The sequence below is a fragment of the Azospirillum brasilense genome (genome assembly GCF_008365405.1).
In the GTDB taxonomy this organism is placed as follows: domain Bacteria; phylum Pseudomonadota; class Alphaproteobacteria; order Azospirillales; family Azospirillaceae; genus Azospirillum; species Azospirillum brasilense_D.
On sequence record NZ_QOKV01000004.1, the window covers coordinates 46,139 to 67,836 of the forward strand.

A 21,698-nucleotide genomic window follows, 5' to 3' on the forward strand; every position below is an offset into this window, starting at 1 on the left:
CCTTGGTCCCCTCCCCCACCCACGTTGCCGCCCTGCAAGGCCTGGGCGTGCCGACCGACCGGCTGGAGCGGCTGTCGGCGGCGCTTCGGCTTCCGCACCGGCGGCCCGGCTCCCCGGCGGGGGAGGCGTTCGGCGCCTCCGTGCTGCTTCTGGTGGGCGATGCCGGCGCCGTGGAGGCGCCGGAGTTCTGGCAGCGGCCCTTCGGGGCCTGGATCGAGGTCGCCGGCCTGTCCGACGCCCAGATCGTCGAGGCTGCGCACCGCGCCGCCCGCGCCGACCTGTTCGCCTGCGTGACGACGGTGACCGCCAACCGCCTGCATCTCGCCGGCCGCGTCCTGAACGGGCTGGCCGCCCTGCATCCCATGCCGGAGGCCCAGCGCGACGACATGGAGCTGGCGCTGCACGAAGCGATCAGCAACGCGGTGGTGCACGGCAACCTCCAGGTCGAAGGCATGAAGGGACTGAGCGTGGAGGCGCTGGAGCGCTTCTCCCACGATCTGGCCGCGCGCATGGCCGACCCCACCTTCGCCGACCGCCGGATCGAGGTCGCCGCTTGGCTGGAGAGCGCTTGCGCGGTGGTCGAGGTTGCCGACGAGGGAACCGGCTTCGCCCGGCCGGAGCGCATCGACTACGGCGCCTCGGGCCGCGGGCTGGACCTGATCGCCGCCATCGTCGAGGAGCTTCAGCTTCTCGACGGCGGGCGCCGCATCCGCATGAGGTTTCCCCTCTGATGGACGACGCCATCGCCGCCTGCCGCATCCTGGTGGTGGATGACACCGACTTCAACCGCACACTGATCGGCGCGCTGCTCAGCGAAGCCGGCTTCCAGAACATCGTCTACGCCAAGGACGGCTTCGACGCGCTGGCCCAGATCGCCGCGGAGGCGCCGGACCTGCTGATCCTCGACATCATGATGCCGGGGATGGACGGGTTCGAGGTGTGCCGCCGCCTGCGCGCCGACCACGCCTACGCCGACCTGCCGGTGCTGGTGCAGACCGCCCTGTCGTCCAGCGACGACCGCAACCGCGCCTTCGCCGCCGGCACCACCGACCTGATCTCCAAGCCGCTGGACCGGACGGAGCTGGTCGCCCGCGTGCGCATCCACCTGCAGAACCGGGTGCTGATCCGCAACCTTCAGACCTACCGGGCGCGGGTCGAGGGGGAGCTGGCGATGGCCCGCTCCATGTACGACCATCTGCTGCCTTCCCCGGCGCTGTGCGCCACGCTGACGGACAGCGCGGGGGTGACGCTGCGGTCGCACACGGCGCTGTCCTCCGACCTCGGCGGCGACCTCTGGGGGGTGCTGCCGCTGGCCGGCGGGCGGTTCGGGCTGTTCCTGCTGGACATGGCCGGGCGCGGCGTGTCGGCGGCGCTGAACGCCTTCCGCATGCACACGCTGATCCACGAGCTGGCCCCCCATCTCGGCGAGCGGCCCGGCGCCTTCCTGACCGAACTGAACGAGCGGGCCGTCTGCCTGCTGGAACTTGGGCAGCACGCCACGGTGATCTATGGGGTGGTGGACGGCGCGGCGGAACGCTTCACCTACGCGGCGGCGGCGGCAGCCCCGCCGGTCTTGATACCGCCGGCCCCCTCGCCGCTGGTCTTCGGCGAGGGGGCCGGCCAGCCGGTGGGGGTCGCCACCGGCGCGCACTACGAGGAGCGCAGCCTGCCCCTCCCGCCGAAGTCCGTGCTGGTCCTGCACTCCACCGCGGTGCTGGAGACGCTGGGCGGGCGCAACGGCGGCCTCGCCGCCCTGCTGCGGAGCGCCACCGTCCGGAACGCCATGGCCGACGGCAGCGGCGGCGACGCCTTCACGGCGGTCACCGCGGCGCTCGCCGCCGCCCAGGGCGACGTGCCGCTCGATGACCACACGCTGGTCTGGATCGGGCACGGGGGTGCGCGATGAACAGCCTGCCGGAGGTTCCGGGGCTGGAAACGGCCCGCGTCCTGGTGGTGGACGACAACCGGGTGAACCGCCACCTGCTCCAGGCCCTGCTGGAACGCGGCGGCGTCACCCGCATCGACATGGCGGAGGACGGCAACGACGCGCTGGCCCGGCTGGACGCCTTTCGGCCCGACCTGATCCTGCTCGACCTGATGATGCCGAACCTGGACGGGTTCGAGATGTGCCGGCGCCTGCGCGCGATCCCCGCCTGGAAGGATCTGCCGGTCCTCGTGCAGTCCAGCCTGAACCGGGCCGAGGACCGCGCCAAGGCCTTCGCCGCCGGGGCCACCGATTACGTGACCAAGCCGATCAACGCGGTCGAACTGCTGGCCCGCGTGCGCATCCATCTGCAGAACCGCGCCCTCCTGCACGATCTCCAGCGCTTCCACGAGCGGACGGAGAGCGAACTGTCGCTCGCCCGCAAGATGCAAGAACGGCTGATGCCCTCGCCGGAGCGGCTGGCCGAGGTGGAGGCCGCGGCAGGGGTGGGCATCGCCGCCCATTTCGCCCCCTCGTCGGAGCTGGGGGGCGATTTCTGGGACCTGCGGCACGACGCTATTGCGCCGGGACAGGGACAGGTGCAGGGACAGGGCCGGACCATGCTCTACATGGTCGATTTCTCCGGCCATGGCGTCGGGGCGGCGCTGAACACCTTCCGCCTGCACGCGATCTGCCAGCAGATGGACATGTCCGGCCTGACCCCGGCCGAGTTCCTGTCCACCGTCAACCGGCGGCTGTGCGCGCTGCTTCCCAACGGGCAGTTCGCCACCATGCTGGCCGGGGTGGTCGAGCCGGCGGAGAACCGCTTCGTCTACGCCTCGGCCGGGTCCACGCGCCCGATGGTCTGGGCGCCCGGCGATGCCGCGCCGCTTCTGGGCGACAGCGCCGGCCTGCCGCTCGGCCTGCTGGCCTCGGCGGAGTATGAGGAGCGCTCCCTCCCCCTGCCCCCCGGCGGGCGCCTGTTCCTCTATTCGGACGGCGCCATCGAGATCCCGGTCGGGAGCGACGTTCTGGACGAGCCGGGCCTCGCCGCCCTGGTCGCCGAGCGGATGGGCGAGACCGAGGGCGGCCGTTTCCTGGACGGGTTGCTGGACCGCCTGCGCGCCGTCGGTCCGATCGACGACGACCTGACCGCGCTGCTGCTGACCCGCAAGGGCTGAGCAGGGCATGGAACCGACGGGCGCATGACCGCCAGCCCCCACCACGCCGCCCAATCTTTCCGGGCCGTTCTGGACACCAACATCCTCGTCGGCTACGCCCTGTCGGGCGCCGAGGTGCCCCGCCGCAGCCTGGCCATCCAGCGCAGCGTCGAGGCGGTGCGGGTGCGGGGAGCCGCCTTCGTCTCCGACGCCACGCTGGCGGAGCTGCGGGAGGTGCTGATGCGCCCGGACTTCGACCGCTACCGCCCGGCGGGGGAGCGCGCCGCCTTCCTGGCCGCCTTCGCCGCGGAGGCCCGGCGGGTCGAGCCCGCCCCGGTGGGGCGGCTGTGCCGCGACCCCGACGACGACATGTTCCTGGCCGTGGCGCTGGCCGCCGACGCCGACTGGCTGGTGACGGTGGACCGGCAGCTTCTGTCGGTGCGCCAGGTGGGCCGTACCCGCATCCTGCGCCCCGAACGGTTCCTGGACGCGATCGGCTGACTCCGCGTTTCACAGGTCCGCCCAAAAAGTTTCCACTCGACTTCCGTTCTTCGTTCTCTAGAATGAAAAGAGAACACTTCGCAAACTAGCGGTGAACGGATCGCGGGTGACCGGATGAGCACGCAACCTCTCCTGTTCGACAGCCTGCCCGAGACGGAGCGGGCGCGCAAGCCGGCGCGCCGGTCCCGCGCCACCACCGTGGCGGCGCCGGTGGCCGTGGACGTGGTGCGGGAGGACGTTCCGTCACCATCGGCGCCGCCGCCGATGACCCTCGCGCTCGTCCCGCCGCCGCACGTCCCGATGGCGCCGCGCGCCGACTTCGACCCGGCGGCCCTGACCAACGCGGAGCTGCGGGCGCTGGCGCAGACCCTGCCCGACCAGAAACTGGCCCATCTGCTGATCGAAGCCGCGCGCGAACTGAAGCGCCGCGCCGCTCCGGGGGCCTGGGAGGAGGAAGAGGGAGAGGACGGCCCGTCCGAACCGAATCCCCTCCTGCTGCGCGCCGCCCGGCAGGCGGTCGGCGAATTGTCGGGGGAGGATGGCTGACCAAGTCACGAACACTGACCGATTCACAGAATACGTGTCCGGAAACAAAATAATCCCGCCGCAATAGATCGTTTCGTACCCCAACTTTGTACGGTTCCCTCCCCCCGATTCGGGAATGATTGCGCGACAGGACACGCACTTATGTGCAATGATGTGTCCGTAGCCTGACCAATGGCCGCGCCTGCGTTTCCCTGGCGCCTCGCCGGCGGTCAGAGCCGAAAAGGAACGACCCGCGGGGAGGGTGATTTGGACTGGATGACCTGGCTCCAGGATTGGGGCGATGCCTTCTATCCCCTGGCCTTCATATGGGCCTTCTTCGAAGGCGAGACCTTCGTCATTTTCGGTGGGATGGGCGCGCATCTGGGGATCATCAACCTATACTGGTTGGTTGCCGCCGTGTGGATCGGCAGCTTCATGGGCGATCAGTGCTATTTCTGGATCGGCCGCAAATGGGGCGGCAAGGCCCTGGCCCGCTTCCCGGCGGCGGAGGCCCGCGCGACGCGCGTGCTGTATTGGCTGGAAACCTACGGCGTCGGCTTCATCCTGGCCTTCCGCTTCCTCTACGGGGTGCGCAACATCGCGTCGGTCGCCGTCGGCACGTCCCGCATGCCCTGGCGAAAGTTCCTGTTCTGGAACTTCATCGCCGCCGGCATCTGGGCCTGGAGCTTCGCCGGGGCCGGCTACCTGTTCGGCGAGGCCGCCGCCGCCATCGGCGAGAACGGCCCGAAGATCCTCCTGCTCATCGCGCTGGGCATCGGCGTCACGATCTTCGCGGTGAAGAGCGTGATGTGGGTCCGCCGCCGCTACGCCGCCTCCGAGACGCAGGCGTAACGGCGCCTCTCCCCTCGGCACCAAGGCAAAGGGCCGCTGCGGACTACCGCGGCGGCCTTTCTCCTTTCAAGGGTGCCCTCACGCCCGGCGGGCGATCCACACGGCGGTCAGGTCGTCGCGCAGCGGCAGGCTGGTGCGGGCGTAGAAGCGCTCCAGAAGCGGCCCCAACGGTCGGGCGCGGTTGGCGGCCATGGCGCCGCGCAGCAGACCGGGCACTCCGTCCTGGCCGATCGGATCGTTGTCCGGACCGCTGCATTCGATCAGCGCGTCGCTGTAGAGGAACAGGCAGCTTCCACGCGGCAGGCGCAGGCTGCGGTCGGCATAGACGGCGCGGCGCGACGCCCCCAGCACCAGCCCCGCCGAGTCGAGCAGCCGAAGCTCCCCCGCGATCCCCACCACCGGATTCGGCGCCCCGGCCGAGGCGTAGGTCAACGTGTCGGTGTGCAGGTCGAGGATGCCGAAGAAGGCGGTGGCGAACTGCCCGACCGGCAGCACCTCCTTCAGCGCCCGGTTCAGCCCGGCCAGCCATTCCGAGGGCGGCACATGCTGCATGGGAAAGCGGTCGATCAGCGTGTGCAGGCGGAAGGTGTTGATGGCCGCGGTAATGCCGTGCCCGGCGAAATCGACCAGCAGGAAGGCGACGCGGTGGCTGTCCAGCGGGTAGACGTTCCAGAAATCGCCGCCCAGTTCCGACGAGGTTTCGAAATGGGCGTCCAGCACCAGCTCGTACCGCTCGGCGACCGCCTCCAGCTCCTTCGGCTCGGGCAGCAGGGACAGCTGCATCGCCTTGGCGTGCTTCAGCTCCCGCTCGACCCGCTCGCGGAAGTTGGCGAGGTCGGTGAACAGCTTGCGCTTTTCGAGCTGGTGGCGGACGCGGGCGACGCACTCGCCGGGCTTGATCGGCTTGGAGATGAAGTCGCTGCCCCCGGCCTCGAAGCAGCGAACCTGCTCCTCGTCGCTGTCCAGCGCCGTCTGGAACAGGATCGGCAGCTCCTCGTGGGTCAGCCGCTCGCGCAGGCGCCGGCACATCTCCAGCCCGTCCATCACCGGCATGCTGACGTCGAGCAGCACCAGATCGGGGCTGAAGCTCTCCACCTTGCGCAGCCCCTCCACGCCGTTCTCGGCGACCTCGATCTGGGTCAGCCCGGCGCGGCGGATCATCAGGGCCAGCGACTTCCTGTTGAACTCGTTGTCATCGACGATCAGGACACGGCTGGCGGCGAGGGAAATGGGCATGCGCGGACCCGCCTGTCCGTCACAGGTCGAATTGCAGCAGGGTGCAGCGCCCGCCGTCGGTCACGTGGATGCGCCGGGCCAGCGCCCGCATGAACACGAAGCCGCGGCCCGAATGGGCGCCGCTGTCGGTGTCCTGCGGCAGGGCCGCGGCGTCGAACCCGTTGCCCTGGTCGACCACCGCGATGGACAGGCTGTCGGCGGTCCAGCGCGCGAAGATGTCGATCCGCCGTTGCCGCACGGCGCCGTCGCCCAGCCGTTCGCGCAGCAGCCGGCTGAACAGGCGGTAGCCCTCCGGCTGCTCCTTGGTCGCGCTGGGAATGCCCAGATTGCCGTGGACGATGGCGTTGGCGATGGCCTCGTGCAGGCACAGCTCGACGTTGCCGCGCCGCTCCGGCGTCAGCACACCGCGCCGGGTCAGCTCGTCGCAGACCAGAACCGCGCATTGCAGGCCATAGGCCGTGCCGGTGGTCAGCGACAGGTAGAACCCCCGCTCCACCGGCGGGGCGCCCAGCCAGTCGGCGTCGATGGCGCCGCTCCCCTCCTCCCGCTCCGTCAGCTCCACCGTCAGGAAGCGGTTGAGCCCGAAGGCGCCGCGCAGGATGTCCCGGTCGGCCTGGGCCAGCAGCACCGCGGCCGCGGCCCGGCCATCCACCGCGTCTGCGGCGCCCCCCGCGGCCTCGCCCAGGCCGAAGCGCGCCGCGACCCGCGCGGCGATGTCCGCCGGCACGCGGTCCCGCACCACGCTGAAAGGTCGCACGGCGCCGGCCGGACCGGGGGGAAGACAGGCGGAGGAACCGTCCATCGTCCGCTCACCGCTCGATGGCGACGACTTCGCCGATCCGCGCCAGGTCGATGGATCGCAGCACATCGCCCTGCAGCTTGCGGAGGATCAGCTTGATGTTGCGCTGCTCCGACTCGTCCTGAAGGATCAGCAGCATGCCGATCCCGGCGGAATCGATGAAGGTCAGCCCGTCCATGTCCAGGATGAAGCGGCGCGTGCCCTCGCCGTCGAGCAGCTCCACGATGTCGGGAAGGCTGTCATGGTCGGTGAACTCCAACCGGCCGCTCAACAGCACCTCGATGGTTTCAGAGGACCGGCGCACCTGGAAATTCATGACATCCTCTTGTGTTGCACCGCGCAAGCGGCTCCCCCGAACAGTAGTGCAAGGCCGATCCCCCCTCAAGCTTCAAGCATAGATTTCGTCAATTTTATCGACCACAGGACGAAATTTCACGCTCCACACGCCATAGACGGATGGTGCCGGTTGATAGTACAACCGCACAGCCGGTGAAGGCGGCGCCGTGCCGCCGCTCCGCCCCGGTCATGCGACCCCGCAGCGGGATACCCCTTCATGACGGTGATCGAGCAGGCGTGGAAAACGGTGCCGACGGTGTCGGCGAAGTTCCTGCTGATCCTGATTCCCATCCTGATGCTGACCACGCTCGGCTTCTCCTCGATCTTCTTCTACGGCAAGTACAAGGATCTGCGCGGCGCCCTGCGCGACCGGATCGAGGCGGTGGCGGAGATCAACGCCGTCGCCCTGTCCTCCAGCCTGTGGGCTGTGGACGTTCCGGCCATCCGCAACATCATCCAGGCGATTTCCGTCAACCGCGAGCTTCTGTGCATCGAGGTGGCGGACGAGCTGGCCGACGGCCGTTTCGCATGGCCGGACGCCGATTGCCGTCCCGTCGCCGGGCGCGAGACGGTGCGCCGTCCGATCCAGGTGCAGAACCGCCGGCTCGGCACGCTGACGCTCCATTTCAGCTACGCCCCGGTGGACGAGCAGATCCGTCAGGAGATGGTCAACACGCTGTGGCTCCTGCTGCTGATGCTGGTCGGCACGCTGGTCACCGCGCTGACCGCCCACCGGCTGACCATCGGCGTGCCGCTGGGCCGGCTGATCGCATCCATCCGCACCGCGGAGCAGGAGCATCTGCGCCAGCCCGTGCACTGGTCGTCGGCCGACGAGCTGGGGCGGGTGATCGCCGCCTACAACGGCATGCTGACCCGGCTCGACGAGGAGGAGGCCGCCCTGCGGCAGAGCGAGGAACGGCTGGGGCTGGCCATCGCCGCCACGCGGTCCTCCGTCTGGGATTACGATCTGCGGACCGGCCAGTACTGGTGGTCGAACGAGTTCCCCGCCCTGCTCGGCTACGGCCCGGCCGAACTGGCGATGACCGCGCGAACCTGGGAATCGCTGATCCATCCGGAGGAGCGGCGGCGGGTCATCGCGGAGTCCCGCAGCCGCGTGCGCGACAAGGACAGCGCCCATTCCATCGTCTACCGCATGCGGCGGCGGGATAGCGGCTGGAGCTGGATCGAGGATCGGGCGACGGCCCTGCGCGACGGCGAGGGAACCGCGGTCCGCCTGACCGGCACCATGTCCGACGTGACGGAGCGCATGCAGGCCGAACGGGATCTGGCGCGCGAGCGGAACGTCCTTCAGATCACGCTCGACAACACCGACCAGGGCATCATCATGGTGGACCGCAACCTGCGCGTCGTCATGTCCAACCGCCGCGCGGCGGAGCTTCTCGACGTGCCGGCGGCCTTCCTCGCCCGCAACCCGCTGTTTCCCGAGATCATCCAATTCCAGCGTGCCCAGGGCGCCTTCGAGGATTTCAGCATCGACCCCGACCTGGAGCTGGACGAGACCGCCGTGGTTCCCGACCAGCCCTTCGCCTTCAAGCGGCGGCGGCCCGACGGCACGATCATCGAGGTGCGGTCCAACCCCCTGCCGGAAGGCGGATTCGTCCGCACCTTCACCGACGTGACGGTGGAGGCGCGCTCCGCCGAGGAGGTGTTCCACGCCATGGAGGCGCTGGAAACCGCCTACGCCGACCTCAAGGAGACCCAGAACAGCCTCGTCCAGGCGGAGAAAATGGCCTCGCTCGCCCTGCTGGTGGCCGGCGTCGCGCACGAGATCAACACGCCGGTCGGCATCGCCTACAGCTGCTCCACCCATCTGGCGTCGAAGACGCGGACGCTGACCGAGGCCTTCGCGAAGGGCACCATGAAGAAGTCCGACCTGACCGCCTATGTGGCGGCGGCGGGCGAATCCTCGCGCCTGATCGAACAGAACCTGACCCGCGCGGCGGAACTGATCCAGAGCTTCAAGCGCGTCGCCGTCGACCAGACCAGCCAGGAGCGCCGCCGCTTCGACCTGCGCTCCTATCTGGACGAGATCATCACCTCGCTGGGTCCGCGCCTGCGCAAGAGCCCGCACAAGATGACCGTCGCCTGCGCGGACGGCATCACCATGGACGGCTATCCCGGCGCGCTCAGCCAGGTCATCACCAATCTGGTCATCAACGCGCTGACCCACGCCTTCCCCGACGGCCGCGAGGGCACGATGGCGCTGAGCGTGGAGGAGCTGCCGGACGGCGAGTTGGACATCCGCTTCTCCGACGACGGGGTCGGCATCGCCCCGGACAATCTGCCCAAGGTGTTCGAACCCTTCTTCACGACCAAGCGCGGCACCGGAGGCAGCGGGCTCGGCCTCCACATCGTCTTCAATCTGGTGACGCAATCGCTGGGCGGCCGGATCTCGGTGGACAGCCCGGCCCCAAGCGACTCCGCGCGCGACCACCCCACAGGCAGGGGCACCAGCTTCCTCCTGCGGATTCCCGCGACGGCGCCCCGGATGGCCGACGCCCCGGAGGAGGACGCATGACCGACGAGCTGATCATGCCCGACACCGATCCCGACACCGACGACGAGATCCTGTTCGCCGACGAGGAGGGCGAGGACAGGGACGAGACCCCGCCCTGGCCCATCCTGGTGGTGGACGACGAGGACGACGTCCATTCCATGACCGCCCTCCTGCTGGACGACGTGGAGTTCCAGGGCCGCCGGCTGGAGCTGATCGGCTGCCGCTCCGCCGCCGAGGCGCGCGCCGTCCTGCGCGCCCGCCGGGACATCGCCGTCATCCTGCTGGACGTGGTGATGGAGGAGGACGACGCCGGGCTGACACTGGTCCGCTGGATCCGCGGCACGCTTGGCAATCTCGACGTCCGCATCATCCTGCGCACCGGCCAGCCCGGGCAGGCGCCGCAGCGGGACGTGATCGTCGGCTGCGACATCAACGACTACAAGTCGAAGGCCGACCTGTCGGCGGAAGGGCTGTTCACCGCGGTGATCGCGGCGCTGCGCGCCTACGACCACATCCGCTTCATCGAGACCAAGGTGGCCGAACGCACGCACGAGCTGCGGCAGAGCCGCGAGCAGATGCGCGCCATCCTGGAGTCGAGCCCGGTCGGCGTCTGCGCCTACACCCATGACGGCGTGCTCGTGACGTGCAACGACCGGCTGGTCCATCTGCTGGGCGTGCCGAAGGAGCGGCTGGTCGGCGTCTCCATCGCCGACCTGTTCATCGAGCCGGACAACACCGAGGCGCACGAGACGCATTGGACCTTCTTCCGCCGCTCGCTGCGCGACGCCGAGGTGCGGGTGCGGCGGGCCGACGGCTCGACCTTCTGGGCGCTGGTGTCGGTGGACCCGACGCTGCTCGACGGCCGCCCGGTCCATCTCGCCTGGGTCTACGACATCACGCGGCGCAAGCTGGCCGAGCGCCAGATGGAACGCGCCAAGGAGCAGGCGGAGCAGACGACCACCGCCAAATCCGCCTTCCTCGCCACCATGAGCCACGAGATCCGCACGCCCATGAACGGCGTGCTGGGCATGCTGGAACTGCTGGAGCGCACGCCGCTGGACGGCGGGCAGCGCGACACCGTGGCGACCATGCGGGAGTCGGCGACCTCGCTGCTGCGGATCATCGACGACATCCTCGACTTTTCGAAGATCGAGGCCGGCAAGATGGACCTGGAGCAGGTGCCCGTCTCCATCCCCGCCCTGGTCGAAGGTGTGGCCGACACGCTGGCCCCGGCGGCGCGGGCCAAGGGGCTGGATCTGCTGACCTATGTGGAACCGGCGATTCCACCGGCCCTGATCGGCGATCCGGTGCGGTTGCGCCAGATCCTCTTCAACCTGTGCGGCAACGCCATCAAGTTCACCGAGCGCGGGCGGATCATCGTCCAGGCCACCCTGGCGGCGCGGACGGGCGACGATACGCAAGGCGGCACCCGGCTGCGCATCGAGGTGGCGGACACCGGCATCGGCATTTCCGAGACGGCGCGCCGCCAGCTCTTCCAGCCCTTCACCCAGGCGGAAAGCTCGACCGCCCGGCGCTTCGGCGGCACCGGGCTGGGCCTGTCGATCAGCCGGCGGCTGGTCGCGCTGATGGGCGGGACGATCGGGGTGGACAGCGCGCCGGAGGCGGGTTCCACCTTCTGGGTCGAGCTGACGCTGAGCGCCGCGGCCGACCCCGCCCCGCCCGTCCCCCCGCCCAGTCACTCGACGGTGGACGAACCGGACCTCTCCGACCTGACCGTCCTGGTCGGCCTGCCGGACACGGAGGAGCGCCGGATCGTCGCCCGTTATCTGGAAGCCGCCGGAGCGCGCGTGCTGGCCGCCGGACAACCGGACGCGCTGGCCGAACAGGCCCGCATGGCCCAAACGGAACGCGGCGCCCTGAACGTCGTGGTGGTGGACGAGGCGCTGCACACCCCCGCCGCCGCCCAGGCGCCGCAATTGCTGGGCCGCCGCATCGGGGAAGCGCAGGTGCCGACGGTGCTGCTGCAGGACCCCACCGCCATCGGCGGCCGCCTCGCCGACGGGTCGGTCCCGGTGAGCCGCCCGGTCCGCCGCACGCCCCTGGTGCGCGCCGTGGCGGTGGCCGCCGGGCGCGCCCTGACGGTCGCCGCACCCGGCGAAGACCCGCCGCCCGCCGTGCGCTGCGCCCCGGCCGTTCTCAGTCCGGAGCGCGTCATCGCCGAGGCGGAGGCCATCGGGCGATTGATCCTCGTGGCGGAGGACAACGCCATCAACCGGAAGGTCCTGCAGATGCAGCTCACCTCGCTGGGCCACACGGCGGAACTGACCAACGGCGGGGCGGAGGCCCTGGCCGCGCTGGGGCGGCGGCGCTACGGCCTGCTGCTGACCGACATCCAGATGCCCGAGGTGGACGGGTTCGAGCTGACCCGCCGCATCCGCGCGACAGAGCGCGCCACCGGCGCCCATCTGCCGATCGTCGCCCTGACCGCCAACGCCGCCCCGGCGGACATCGAGAGCTACCGCGCGGCCGGCATGGACGAGGCGCTGAGCAAGCCGCTGGATCTGGCGAAGCTCGACGCCGCGCTGTCCCGCTTCCTGCCGCCCGCGGTCGCGGACCCGGTGGCACCCTCCCTTTCCTTCCCATCCTCGACGAACCCGCCGATCGACTTGCCCCCGATCAACCTGCCCCCGATCAACCTCGATGTCCTGCGCCGGCTCTGCGGCGACGATCGGGCGCTGATCGACGAGCTGCTGAACGACTTTGTCGGGATCGGCCGCCACATCGCGGACGAGATCAGCGACGCCGTCGCTGCGCGGGACGGAACGGCGATCCGCGCCGGCGCCCACAATCTGAAGGGTTGCGCCCGCAACGCCGGGGCGACGCTGCTCGGCGACGCGGCGCAGGCGCTGGAGCAGGCGGTGATGCAGGACGCCCCCTGGGAGCGGGTGACCGCGCTGGCCGCAGCGCTGGAGCAGGCGATGCGGGAGGTCGAACGCTTCATCGCTACGGCATCGGATCCTTGAACGCCCCCTGAACACCCCCTGAACATCCTTTGTCCGTTCGAACCGGCGCGCGATTGGGGTATCGTCCCCGCGACCCGCCACGCCGCGAGACGCGCATGAACCGCCGCCAGTTCTCAAGCCTGCTGCTCTCCCTGCCGGTGCTCCCCTACGCCGCCCCGATCGCCGCGCAGGAGAAGGTTCCCGCCCTTGGGGAGGAGCTGACCCCCTTCGGCGCGGTGCGGGGCGCCAGCCGGACGCGGGCCATCCCGCCCTGGAAGGGAGGGTTGACCGCTGTCCCCAGCGGCTGGAAACCGGGCACCCATCTGCCCGACCCCTACGACGAGGATGGGCGCTGGTTCACCGTGGGCCCGGGGGATCTGGACCGCTACAAGGTCCGCCTGTCCGCCGGCCTCCAGGCGATGCTGACCAAATATCCGTCCTTCGAGATCCCGGTCTTTCCCAGCAACCGCAGCGCCGCCGCCCCCCAGCGCGTCTACGACGAAACGATCGAGAACGCCAAACGCGCCAAGCTGGGCGAGAACGGTCTGGCGTTGAGCGGAGCGCGGGTGGGCGTGCCCTTCCCCATCCCGGCCAACGGCGTGCAGGCGATGTGGAACCACATCCTGCGCTGGCGCGGCACGTCCTTCAGCCGCACCGGCGCCACCGTCCTGCCGGAGGCCGGCGGCATCCACACCGCGGCGGTCTACCGCGAGGACTGGCAATCCAGCTACGCCGCCGGGATCGACGGCGGGCGTCCCTTCCACTACCGGCGCACCACCCTGATGCCCAAGGCGGAGGCCGGGACGACCCTGCTGCTGCACGGCACGCTGAACCCGATCCAGTCCGGTTTCGCCGCCTGGTTCCGGCAAGGAGAAACCGGCAAGCCCGTCCGGGCGCCCGACTTCGTCTACGACACGCCGGACCCGGCCAGCGGCGGCATCCGCACCGCCGACATGCTGGACATGTTCGGCGGCCCGCTCGACCGTTTCGACTTCGCGCTGGTGACGCGGCGGGAGATGTATGTGCCCTACAACGCCAGCCGGATGAACACGGCCAATCTGGCGCCGGTGGATTTCCTGTGGCTGGGCCATCCCAACCCGCAGTTCCTGCGCTACGAGATGCACCGGGTGTGGATCGTCGAGGCGCGGCTGAAGTCCGGCTTCCGCCACGCCCTGCCAGAGCGCACCTATTATCTGGACGAGGATTCCTGGCAGATCGTCATGGCCGACCATTACGACGGCAAGGGCAATCTGGTCCGCTACGCGGAGGCGCACGGGATCGCCTATCCCCAGCTGCCCGTCTTCGCCCCGGCGCTGGAGATCACCTACGACCTCACGGGCGACCGCTACGTGGTGAACGGCCTCGACAACCAACTCGCCCCGCCGGACTTCGCCAAGACCCTGCGGCCCGAGGACTTCGCCCCCGACACGCTGGAGCGCAAGCGGCGGCCCTGGTGAGATAGGCGGAGTGAGACGGACAGAGGACGGCGGTCAATGCCGGACCGGACCGGCCACCCACTGGCTGACGATGGTTTCCGCCTGGAAGGGCGGGGTTTCCGGATGGTGGTAGCGGAAGACGGTCACCGCCGCTTCCAGCGCGTAGCGCTCCGGCTGGCCGCAATCGCACAGGCCGGCGTAACAGCGCTGGACGGCGTCGCGGCAATTCAGGCTCACCGCCGGGTAGGGGTCGATCGTCAACCAGCGCATGCTCTTCATCGACGCTCCCCGCCATCCACAGAGTTGCCGTCCAGCGCGTCGCCGCCATCGAGAGGGACGCCGTAGATTTCCAGCCGGTGACCGACGATGCGGTAGCCCAGTTCCCGCGCGATGCGCTCCTTCAGCGCCTCGAGCTCCGGGCTGGCGAATTCGATGATCCGCCCGCTGCGCGTGTCGATCAGGTGGTGGTGATGGTCGGTGGACGCTTCTTCATAGCGGGCGCGTCCGTCGCCCAGGTCCACCTTCTCGATCACCTGCGCGTCTTCCAGGAGGCGCATGGTGCGGTAGACGGTGGCGATGGAAATGCGCGGGTCGATCAGGACGGCGCGGCGGTGGACCTCCTCCACGTCGGGATGGTCCTCCGACTCCGACAGGACCTGGGAAATGACCCGGCGCTGGCCGGTCATCTTCAGTCCTTTCTCCAGGCACAAGGATTCGAGACGCGACGTCATTGCCCCACCGCCTTTGCCATCCGTTGCGGCGCCGTGTCCCGCAATCCGGGGCGCCATGCTGCAGCGCCGATCATAATACTGAAATTCATTCGCAATCCTATACCCCGTTTTTTATTCCGGGAATTCACGCGGCAAAATGCCTCACCCACCGACGCGGCCCCTCCCCGCCATCCCCACCGTCCCCTGGAACCGCCGCCCGGCACAGGGACATTTCCGGTCCGAAACGCGGCCAAGGTCCTTGATTGCTTGCCAAAAGCCGCCTCAACGCCTATGTGTGATCGGTCGATTTTGCTTTGGGGCTGCCGGCTCCTCGTCGTCCCGGTACCGGCGCCGCTTGCGCCTTCCCACGGTGAATTGATGGCTCCGCGCACTCCCGCGGCGGAGCGCCCCAAGCCACGCCGCCCCGGCACCGTCCGGGCACGGCCCAGGTGCAGCCTCTGTTCACGTGACCAGGACCCTCCCCGTATGACCGAATTCAGTGGCCTCGGCCTGATCGAGCCCCTTCTGCGCGCCGTCGCCGAAGAGGGTTACCAGACCGCCACGCCGATCCAGGCCGGCGCCATCCCCGTCCTTCTGGAGGGCCGCGACGTGCTCGGCCTCGCCCAGACCGGCACCGGCAAGACCGCCGCCTTCACCCTGCCGATCCTCCAGCGGCTGTTCCAGAACAAGAAGCGGACGCAGGCCAAGGCGCCGCGCACGCTGATCCTGACGCCGACGCGCGAGCTGGCGCTGCAGATCGGCGAGAGCTTCCGCACCTACGGCCGGCACCTGCCGATCCGCCGCACGGTGATCCACGGCGGCGTCGGGCAGAGCCCGCAGGTGGCGGCGCTGGCCCGCGGCACCGACGTGCTGGTGGCGACTCCGGGCCGCCTGCTCGACCTGATGGCCCAGAAGCAGTGTGTGCTCGACCAGGTCGAGATCTTCGTCCTGGACGAGGCCGACCGCATGCTCGACATGGGCTTCATCCGCGACGTGCGGAAGGTGGTCGCGGTCCTGCCGAAGCAGCGCCAGACCCTGCTGTTCTCCGCCACCATGCCGGAAGCCGTGGTCGAGCTGGCGCACAGCATCCTGACCGACGCCGAGCGGATCGAGGTGGCGCCGCAGTCCACCACGGTGGAGCGCATCGCCCAGCGCGTGCTGTTCGTGGACCGCGCCGACAAGCGCCGCCTGCTCGCCGACCTCCTCCAGGAGGGCGCCATGGAGCGGACGATCGTCTTCGCCCGCACCAAGCACGGCGCCGACCGCATCGCCGACCATCTGAAGAAGGCCGGCGTCCCGGCCGACGCGATCCACGGCGACAAGTCGCAGTCGGCCCGCGTGCGGGCGCTGGAGTCCTTCCGCAGCGGCGACCTGAAGGCGCTGGTGGCGACCGACATCGCGGCGCGCGGCATCGACATCGACGGCATCACGCACGTCATCAACTTCGACCTGCCGAACGAGCCGGAGAGCTACGTCCACCGCATCGGCCGCACCGCCCGCGCCGGCACCGACGGCAGCGCGGTGTCCTTCTGCGACGCGGAGGAGGTGGCCTATCTGAAGGCCATCGAGAAGACCATCCGCCAGCCGGTCCCGGCGGACCACGACCACCCCTACCACGCGTCGGTGGTGGCGGCGATCCATGCCTCCTCGGCCAAGCCGCCGAAGCCGGCGCCCAAGCAGCCCCGTCCGGGCCGCGGTCAGCCCCAGCAGCAGCCGGGCGGCGGCAAGCCGCAGGGCCAGCGGGCTCAGGCGCCGAAGGCCCAGGGTGCGAAGCCGCAGGCGCCGCAGGGCGCGCGGGTTGCCGGCGCCACCGGCGACCAGCCGCTGAAGGCCAAGGTGTCGGCCAACCAGCAGAACCGCCACAACCGCCGCCCCGCCCCGCATGGCGGCCAGCCGGGCGGAAACAAGCGGTCCGCGGCGTAAAGTCTGTTCGGTGCGCGGCGGGATCACCGTCCGTCGCGCACCGCCCGATTTGCCGCGGCCTGCTCGTCGATCACCGCGCCACGCGTCGGCGCCGCGCCGCTGTCGCCATAGCGCTGGACCTGGACGCTCCCTCCAATCTGTTTCGTGATGGCCGCGGCGATCACGTCCCGGCGCTGCGCTTCGGGCAGGGCGGCGGTCTGCCGCTCCAGCGCGCTCCAATCCAGCCGCGCCGCAAGCCCGTTGCTCATCTGCGTCTGGCCGTCCCGCCAAACGGCGGCGACGACCTGACCGCCCTGCCGGAACACGGTGTGCGCCTGCACGGCGCGGCTGCGCGCCGCGACCGCCGGGTCCACGGCGTTGGGATCACCGGCGATCCTCATCTGCTGCTGAAAGGCGGAATCGCCGCCCCCGACCCGCGCCATCATCTCCGGCGTGGCCTTGGTCGCCCCGGAAACGCGGGTGACCATGCCACCGTTCAGCGCGTGGATGCCGGACGATCCGAATCCCGGCGCGGCGGCGGGCAGACTGCTCATGAAGCACCTCGGGGTTGATTGGTGGAACCGCTTTGGCAATCGGCCATTAGCAGGTTCCATGCCATCCCCGACAGCGCGTGACCGCTGCCCTTCCCCGGTGCGGCGGGGCAAACCGGACCGTCGGACCGGGCCGAATGTTCCCCTCCACGGTGCAGGAAATGCCGATGGCGTCGAAGCATTGCCGCCGGTGTCACCGCGCGAAAATCTGCCCCATGTCCTGGAAGCTCTTGAACTCCAGGGCGTTCCCGCTCGGGTCGAGGAAGAACATGGTGGCCTGCTCGCCAACCTGCCCCTTGAAGCGGATCTGCGGCTCGATGAGGAATCGCACGCCTTCGGCCTTCAACCTGTCGGCCAGCGCGTGCCAGTCGTCCCAATTCAGAATCACGCCGAAATGGCTGGCCGGCACGTCCTCGCCATCGACCGGGTTGGTGGCGCGGGTTCCGGCATCCTCCGTCACATGCGCCACCACCTGATGGCCGTAGAGGTCGAAGTCGATCCAGCGGTCGGACTCACGTCCCACCCCGCAGCCCAGCAGGCCGGCGTAGAAGGCGCGCGCCTCCTCCTTGTCGCGGACGGGGAAGGCGAGGTGGAAGGGCGGAACGGGTTTGCGGTCGGTTGCGCTCATGCTCACGGGAGCCGAAGCCCCCCTCCCTGCTGGTGATTGCCCAAGCAGTCTACTCGGGCAATCACCAGCCTGTCTCGGGATCGAACAGGTGCGTCCCCTCCCCGTGCGGTCAGGCGATCCCTTCGGCCGCCAGCGCCGCAGCCACCGCCGGGCGCGCGGCGACGCGGGCCATGTAGGCGGTGATGCTCGGGCAGCCGTCCAGCGGCAGGCCGACCCGCGGCGCCCAGCGCAGCACCGTAAAGCAATAGGCGTCGGCCACCGTGAAGCGATCGCCCGTCAGGTAGTCCTTGCCGGCCAGCCCGGCCTCCACCACCGCGAACTTGGCGGTCAGCGTCTGCTTGGCGATCTCCTTGAAGGCGTCCGGCGTGGTCGGACGGAACAGCGGGCTGAAGGTCTTGTGCATCTCCGTGCCGATGAAGTTCAGCCACTCCAGCACGCGGTAGCGCTCCATCGTTCCGACGGCCGGCAGCAGACCGCTCTCCGGCACGCGGTCGGCGATGCACTGAACGATCGCCGCGCCCTCGGTCAGGACGGCGCCGTCGTCGAAGGCCAGCGTCGGCACTTGGCCCTTCGGGTTGACAGCCAGGAAATCGCTGCCGTCCTCCAGTTTCTTGGCGACAAGGTCGACGGCCGCGATGTCGAAGGCCAAGCCGCTTTCGCGCAGGACGATGTGCGGCGACAGCGAGCAGGCGCCCGGCTTCAGGTAGAGCTTCATGGCGTTTCTTATCCTTGTTTCCGGCGGGACATGACGGATCGACAGTGGAGCATGGGCGGCAGCGAATGCAACCGGCCCGTTCAATCCGGCAGCCGCCGCCCGCTCTCCGCGTCGAACAGGTGCAGGGCGTCGGGCGGAGCACCGACGCGCAAGGTCTCGCCCTCGCGGCAGAACGGCAGACCGGCGACCCGGACCACCAGCGCCTCGCCGTCCGGCAGGCGGCCGTAGACCACCGTGTCGGCGCCCAGGGCCTCCACCAGATCGACCGTGACGATCAGCGGCCCGTCGCCGGACGTGCCCAAATTTTCTGGGGCCAGATGCTCCGGCCGCACGCCGAGCTTGACCGGCCGCCCGGCCATGTCGGGCCGCGGGCGCGGCAGGACGAAGGCGGTGCCGCCGGGCAGCGCCACCCCCTGCCCGGCGGCGTCGAAGCGCGCGTCCAGCACGTTCATCGGCGGCGACCCGATGAAGCCCGCGACGAACAGGCTGGCCGGGCGCTGGTAGACCTCCAGCGGCGTGCCGACCTGCTCGGCCACCCCGTGATTCATCACCAGGATGCGGTCGGCCAGCGTCATCGCCTCGACCTGATCGTGCGTCACGTAGAGGCTGGTGATGCCCAGCCGGTCCTGGAGCCGCTTGATCTCGACGCGCATCTGGGTGCGCAGCTTGGCGTCCAGGTTGGACAGCGGCTCGTCGAACAGGAAGGCGGCGGGTTCGCGCACGATGGCGCGGCCCATGGCGACGCGCTGGCGCTGCCCGCCCGACAGCTGGCTGGGCCGGCGGTCGAGGAAGCGGCCAAGCTCCAGGATCTCCGCGGCCTTGGCCACGCGCGCCTGGATCTCCGCCTTGGGCAGGCCGCGGATCTTCAGCCCGTAGGCCATGTTGTCGAACACGCTCATGTGCGGGTAGAGCGCGTAGTTCTGGAACACCATGGCGATGTCGCGGTCCTTGGGCTCCAGCCCGTTGACCACCCGCCCGCCGATGGCGATCTCGCCGCCGGTGATGCTCTCCAGCCCGGCGACCATGCGCAGCAGCGTGGACTTGCCGCAGCCCGAGGGGCCGAGCAGCACGAGGAACTCCCCGTCCGCGACGCTGATGTCGATGCCCTTGATGGCCTCGACGGCGCCGTAGGACTTGCGGACCCGATTCAGATCGACCGTTGCCATTTCTTATTTCTCGCTGTCCACAAGGCCTTTGACGAACCAGCGCTGCATCAGCACGACCACCGCCACCGGCGGCAGCATGGCCAGCACCGTCGTCGCCATGATGAGGTTCCAGTCGGTCGCGGCCTCGCCGTTGCCGATCATCTTGGTGATGCCGATGACCACCGTCTCCATCTCCGCGCTGTTGGTGATCAGCAGCGGCCACAGATACTGGTTCCAGCCGTAGATGAAGAGGATGACGAACAGCGCCGCGATGTTGGTGCGCGACAGCGGCAGCACCACGTCCACGAAGAAGCGCAGCGCCCCCGCCCCGTCGATCTTCGCGGCCTCGATCAGTTCGTCCGGGATGGTCAGGAAGAACTGCCGGAACAGCAGCGTCGCCGTGGCCGAGGCGATCAGCGGGATGGTCAGCCCGGCGTAGCTGTCGATCAGGCCGAGGTTGGCCACCACCTCGTAGGTCGGGATGATCCGCACCTCCACCGGCAGCATCAGCGTGATGAAGATCATCCAGAAGAAGACCATGCGCAGCGGGAAGCGGAAGAAGGCCACCGCATAGGCCGAGATGATCGAAATGGCGATCTTTCCCAGCGCGATGACCAGCGCCATGACGAGGCTGTTCCACATCATGATGCGCACGGGGGTGTGCATGACGCGGTTGCCCTGCGATTCGCTCCAGGCCGAGGCGTAGTTGTTCAGCATCTCCCCGCCGGGCGTCAGCGGCAGGTTGCCGCGCCCGATGGTGGCGGCGTCCCAGGTCGAGCCGATGACCGTCACGTAGATCGGGAAGGCGAAGATCAGGACACCCAGCATCAGGATCAGGTGCGGGACCATGTCCATCAGGCGCCCGCCGGAGCGCGGGTTGGCGCGGTCGCGGTTCATGAGTAATGCACCTTGCGCTCGACGAAGCGGAACTGGATGGCGGTCAGCGCGATGACGATGACCATCAGGATCACCGACTGCGCGGAGGAGCCGCCCAGGTCATGGTTGACCACGCCATCCTGGTAGACGCGGAAGATCAGCGTCTCGGTCGCCTTGCCAGGCCCGCCGTGGGTCAGGGCGTGGATCGTGCCGAAGGTTTCGAAGAAGGCGTAGACGATGTTCACCACCAGCAGGAAAAAGGTGGTCGGCGACAGCAGCGGGAAGGTGATCGTCCAGAAGCGGCGCACCGCCCCCGCCCCGTCGATGCTCGCCGCCTCAAGGACGGAGCGCGGGATGGCCTGCAGCCCGGCCAGGAAGAAGATGAAGTTGTAGGAGACCTGTTTCCAGCTTGCCGCCAGGATGACCATGGTCAGCGCCTGCCCGTCGTTCAGCCGGTAGTCCCAGGCGTAGCCCAGGTCGTTCAGCGCGCGGCCCAGGATGCCGATGTCCGGGTTGAAGATGAACATCCACAACACCGCCGCCACCGCGGGCGCCAGCGCGTAGGGCCAGATCAGCAGCGTCTTGTAGGCCGCCGCCGCCCGGATCTTCGCATCGGCCAGCACCGCCAGCCCCAGCGCGGAGACCAGCGAGAGGACGGTCACCGACGCGCTGAAGACGATGGTGGTCTTGACCGTCTCCAGATAGTTCGGGTCGCTCAGCACCGCCTGGAAATTCTCCAGCCCGACGAACTGGCTGCGCAGCCCGAAGGCGTCCTGGAGATGCACCGACTGCCACAGCGCCTGCGCCGCCGGCCAGATGAAGAAGATCAGCGTCACCGCCACCTGCGGCGCCAGCAGCAGGTAGGGCAACGCCCTGTTGTCGAAAATCACGCGACGTTGCATGGAATCCCTTTCAACCCTC

At 69.5% G+C, this 21,698-nt stretch carries 21 protein-coding genes; 10 read left to right on the forward strand and 11 right to left on the reverse strand.

What is annotated here, in order from left to right; translation table 11 throughout:
• Positions 1-2 precede the first annotated feature (2 nt).
• The 6 genes from DS837_RS08720 to DS837_RS08745 all read left to right on the forward strand — a co-directional run bounded on the left by DS837_RS08720 (position 3) and on the right by DS837_RS08745 (position 4,962).
• A complete protein-coding gene (locus DS837_RS08720) occupies positions 3-731 on the forward strand; it encodes an ATP-binding protein (RefSeq protein WP_149164380.1) in 729 nt (242 codons plus the stop codon).
• Positions 731-1,906, forward strand: a complete 1,176-nt coding sequence (locus DS837_RS08725; RefSeq protein WP_149164381.1) for a response regulator — start codon at positions 731-733, stop codon at positions 1,904-1,906. Before DS837_RS08720 ends, DS837_RS08725 begins: the two co-directional genes overlap by 1 nt.
• Positions 1,903-3,105, forward strand: a complete 1,203-nt coding sequence (locus tag DS837_RS08730) for a PP2C family protein-serine/threonine phosphatase (protein ID WP_149164382.1) — start codon at positions 1,903-1,905, stop codon at positions 3,103-3,105. Before DS837_RS08725 ends, DS837_RS08730 begins: the two co-directional genes overlap by 4 nt.
• A 24-nt stretch (positions 3,106-3,129) precedes the next feature.
• A complete protein-coding gene (locus DS837_RS08735; RefSeq protein WP_149164383.1) occupies positions 3,130-3,585 on the forward strand; it encodes a putative toxin-antitoxin system toxin component, PIN family in 456 nt (151 codons plus the stop codon).
• Positions 3,586-3,699: 114 nt separating this feature from the next.
• Positions 3,700-4,131: a hypothetical protein gene (locus tag DS837_RS08740; RefSeq protein ID WP_149164384.1), complete on the forward strand. Its 432-nt coding sequence runs from the start codon at positions 3,700-3,702 to the stop codon at positions 4,129-4,131.
• 255 nt (positions 4,132-4,386) lie between these two features.
• Positions 4,387-4,962: a DedA family protein gene (locus DS837_RS08745; protein ID WP_237904919.1), complete on the forward strand. Its 576-nt coding sequence runs from the start codon at positions 4,387-4,389 to the stop codon at positions 4,960-4,962.
• 78 nt (positions 4,963-5,040) lie between these two features.
• Here the strand turns inward: DS837_RS08745 and DS837_RS08750 are convergent, their stop codons facing one another.
• The 3 genes from DS837_RS08750 to DS837_RS08760 are packed head-to-tail and all read right to left on the reverse strand — an operon-like array spanning position 5,041 to position 7,313.
• Positions 5,041-6,198, reverse strand: coding sequence for a PP2C family protein-serine/threonine phosphatase (locus DS837_RS08750; protein WP_149164386.1), 1,158 nt, complete (start codon positions 6,196-6,198; stop codon positions 5,041-5,043).
• 19 nt (positions 6,199-6,217) lie between these two features.
• On the reverse strand, positions 6,218-7,000 hold the full coding sequence (locus tag DS837_RS08755; RefSeq protein ID WP_149164387.1) for an ATP-binding protein: 783 nt from the start codon (positions 6,998-7,000) through the stop codon (positions 6,218-6,220).
• 7 nt (positions 7,001-7,007) lie between these two features.
• On the reverse strand, positions 7,008-7,313 hold the full coding sequence (locus DS837_RS08760) for an STAS domain-containing protein (RefSeq protein ID WP_149164388.1): 306 nt from the start codon (positions 7,311-7,313) through the stop codon (positions 7,008-7,010).
• A 237-nt stretch (positions 7,314-7,550) separates the two neighbouring features.
• Between DS837_RS08760 and DS837_RS08765 the strand changes: the two genes are divergently transcribed.
• The 3 genes from DS837_RS08765 (at position 7,551) to DS837_RS08775 (ending at position 14,271) form a co-directional block, all read left to right on the forward strand.
• On the forward strand, positions 7,551-9,872 hold the full coding sequence (locus tag DS837_RS08765; RefSeq protein ID WP_149164389.1) for a PAS-domain containing protein: 2,322 nt from the start codon (positions 7,551-7,553) through the stop codon (positions 9,870-9,872).
• The gene (locus DS837_RS08770) at positions 9,869-12,835 is read left to right on the forward strand and encodes a hybrid sensor histidine kinase/response regulator (protein ID WP_149164390.1); all 2,967 of its coding nucleotides are present in this window, start codon (positions 9,869-9,871) and stop codon (positions 12,833-12,835) included. Before DS837_RS08765 ends, DS837_RS08770 begins: the two co-directional genes overlap by 4 nt.
• A gap of 95 nt (positions 12,836-12,930) precedes the next feature.
• Positions 12,931-14,271 (forward strand): DUF1329 domain-containing protein, encoded by a 1,341-nt coding sequence (locus DS837_RS08775; protein WP_149164391.1) that lies wholly within the window; start codon positions 12,931-12,933, stop codon positions 14,269-14,271.
• A 33-nt stretch (positions 14,272-14,304) separates the two neighbouring features.
• Here DS837_RS08775 and DS837_RS08780 read toward each other — a convergent pair whose 3' ends face one another.
• Positions 14,305-14,529 (reverse strand): hypothetical protein, encoded by a 225-nt coding sequence (locus DS837_RS08780; RefSeq protein ID WP_014241688.1) that lies wholly within the window; start codon positions 14,527-14,529, stop codon positions 14,305-14,307.
• Positions 14,526-14,981, reverse strand: a complete 456-nt coding sequence (locus DS837_RS08785; RefSeq protein ID WP_149164392.1) for a Fur family transcriptional regulator — start codon at positions 14,979-14,981, stop codon at positions 14,526-14,528. Before DS837_RS08785 ends, DS837_RS08780 begins: the two co-directional genes overlap by 4 nt.
• A gap of 465 nt (positions 14,982-15,446) precedes the next feature.
• On the opposite strand from DS837_RS08785, the gene DS837_RS08790 reads away from it, so the two are divergent.
• Positions 15,447-16,883, forward strand: a complete 1,437-nt coding sequence (locus DS837_RS08790; RefSeq protein WP_149164393.1) for a DEAD/DEAH box helicase — start codon at positions 15,447-15,449, stop codon at positions 16,881-16,883.
• Positions 16,884-16,906: 23 nt separating this feature from the next.
• Here DS837_RS08790 and DS837_RS08795 read toward each other — a convergent pair whose 3' ends face one another.
• The 6 genes from DS837_RS08795 to ugpA form a co-directional block, all read right to left on the reverse strand.
• The gene (locus DS837_RS08795) at positions 16,907-17,416 is read right to left on the reverse strand and encodes a hypothetical protein (protein WP_149164394.1); all 510 of its coding nucleotides are present in this window, start codon (positions 17,414-17,416) and stop codon (positions 16,907-16,909) included.
• Positions 17,417-17,606: 190 nt separating this feature from the next.
• The gene (locus DS837_RS08800) at positions 17,607-18,041 is read right to left on the reverse strand and encodes a VOC family protein (protein ID WP_149164395.1); all 435 of its coding nucleotides are present in this window, start codon (positions 18,039-18,041) and stop codon (positions 17,607-17,609) included.
• A 109-nt stretch (positions 18,042-18,150) separates the two neighbouring features.
• Positions 18,151-18,756, reverse strand: coding sequence for a glutathione transferase GstA (gene gstA, locus DS837_RS08805; protein WP_149164396.1), 606 nt, complete (start codon positions 18,754-18,756; stop codon positions 18,151-18,153).
• An 80-nt stretch (positions 18,757-18,836) separates the two neighbouring features.
• Complete coding sequence (locus DS837_RS08810; RefSeq protein WP_149164397.1) at positions 18,837-19,922, reverse strand: sn-glycerol-3-phosphate import ATP-binding protein UgpC; 1,086 nt, start codon at positions 19,920-19,922, stop codon at positions 18,837-18,839.
• 3 nt (positions 19,923-19,925) lie between these two features.
• On the reverse strand, positions 19,926-20,798 hold the full coding sequence (gene ugpE / locus DS837_RS08815; protein ID WP_149164398.1) for a sn-glycerol-3-phosphate ABC transporter permease UgpE: 873 nt from the start codon (positions 20,796-20,798) through the stop codon (positions 19,926-19,928).
• Positions 20,795-21,679, reverse strand: coding sequence for a sn-glycerol-3-phosphate ABC transporter permease UgpA (ugpA, locus tag DS837_RS08820; protein ID WP_149164399.1), 885 nt, complete (start codon positions 21,677-21,679; stop codon positions 20,795-20,797). Before ugpA ends, ugpE begins: the two co-directional genes overlap by 4 nt.
• Positions 21,680-21,698 lie beyond the last annotated feature (19 nt).

Excerpts from the sequence above, each read along its gene's own strand:
- DS837_RS08725 (WP_149164381.1), top strand. The coding sequence starts at position 731 with ATGGACGACGCCATCGCCGCCTGCCGCATCCTGGTGGTGGATGACACC.
- DS837_RS08730 (WP_149164382.1), top strand. The coding sequence starts at position 1,903 with ATGAACAGCCTGCCGGAGGTTCCGGGGCTGGAAACGGCCCGCGTCCTG.
- DS837_RS08735 (WP_149164383.1), top strand. The coding sequence starts at position 3,130 with ATGACCGCCAGCCCCCACCACGCCGCCCAATCTTTCCGGGCCGTTCTG.
- DS837_RS08740 (WP_149164384.1), top strand. The coding sequence starts at position 3,700 with ATGAGCACGCAACCTCTCCTGTTCGACAGCCTGCCCGAGACGGAGCGG.
- DS837_RS08745 (WP_237904919.1), top strand. The coding sequence starts at position 4,387 with ATGACCTGGCTCCAGGATTGGGGCGATGCCTTCTATCCCCTGGCCTTC.
- DS837_RS08750 (WP_149164386.1), bottom strand. The coding sequence starts at position 6,198 with ATGCCCATTTCCCTCGCCGCCAGCCGTGTCCTGATCGTCGATGACAAC.
- DS837_RS08755 (WP_149164387.1), bottom strand. The coding sequence starts at position 7,000 with ATGGACGGTTCCTCCGCCTGTCTTCCCCCCGGTCCGGCCGGCGCCGTG.
- DS837_RS08760 (WP_149164388.1), bottom strand. The coding sequence starts at position 7,313 with ATGAATTTCCAGGTGCGCCGGTCCTCTGAAACCATCGAGGTGCTGTTG.
- DS837_RS08765 (WP_149164389.1), top strand. The coding sequence starts at position 7,551 with ATGACGGTGATCGAGCAGGCGTGGAAAACGGTGCCGACGGTGTCGGCG.
- DS837_RS08770 (WP_149164390.1), top strand. The coding sequence starts at position 9,869 with ATGACCGACGAGCTGATCATGCCCGACACCGATCCCGACACCGACGAC.
- DS837_RS08775 (WP_149164391.1), top strand. The coding sequence starts at position 12,931 with ATGAACCGCCGCCAGTTCTCAAGCCTGCTGCTCTCCCTGCCGGTGCTC.
- DS837_RS08780 (WP_014241688.1), bottom strand. The coding sequence starts at position 14,529 with ATGAAGAGCATGCGCTGGTTGACGATCGACCCCTACCCGGCGGTGAGC.
- DS837_RS08785 (WP_149164392.1), bottom strand. The coding sequence starts at position 14,981 with ATGACGTCGCGTCTCGAATCCTTGTGCCTGGAGAAAGGACTGAAGATG.
- DS837_RS08790 (WP_149164393.1), top strand. The coding sequence starts at position 15,447 with ATGACCGAATTCAGTGGCCTCGGCCTGATCGAGCCCCTTCTGCGCGCC.
- DS837_RS08795 (WP_149164394.1), bottom strand. The coding sequence starts at position 17,416 with ATGAGCAGTCTGCCCGCCGCCGCGCCGGGATTCGGATCGTCCGGCATC.
- DS837_RS08800 (WP_149164395.1), bottom strand. The coding sequence starts at position 18,041 with ATGAGCGCAACCGACCGCAAACCCGTTCCGCCCTTCCACCTCGCCTTC.
- gstA (WP_149164396.1), bottom strand. The coding sequence starts at position 18,756 with ATGAAGCTCTACCTGAAGCCGGGCGCCTGCTCGCTGTCGCCGCACATC.
- DS837_RS08810 (WP_149164397.1), bottom strand. The coding sequence starts at position 19,922 with ATGGCAACGGTCGATCTGAATCGGGTCCGCAAGTCCTACGGCGCCGTC.
- ugpE (WP_149164398.1), bottom strand. The coding sequence starts at position 20,798 with ATGAACCGCGACCGCGCCAACCCGCGCTCCGGCGGGCGCCTGATGGAC.
- ugpA (WP_149164399.1), bottom strand. The coding sequence starts at position 21,679 with ATGCAACGTCGCGTGATTTTCGACAACAGGGCGTTGCCCTACCTGCTG.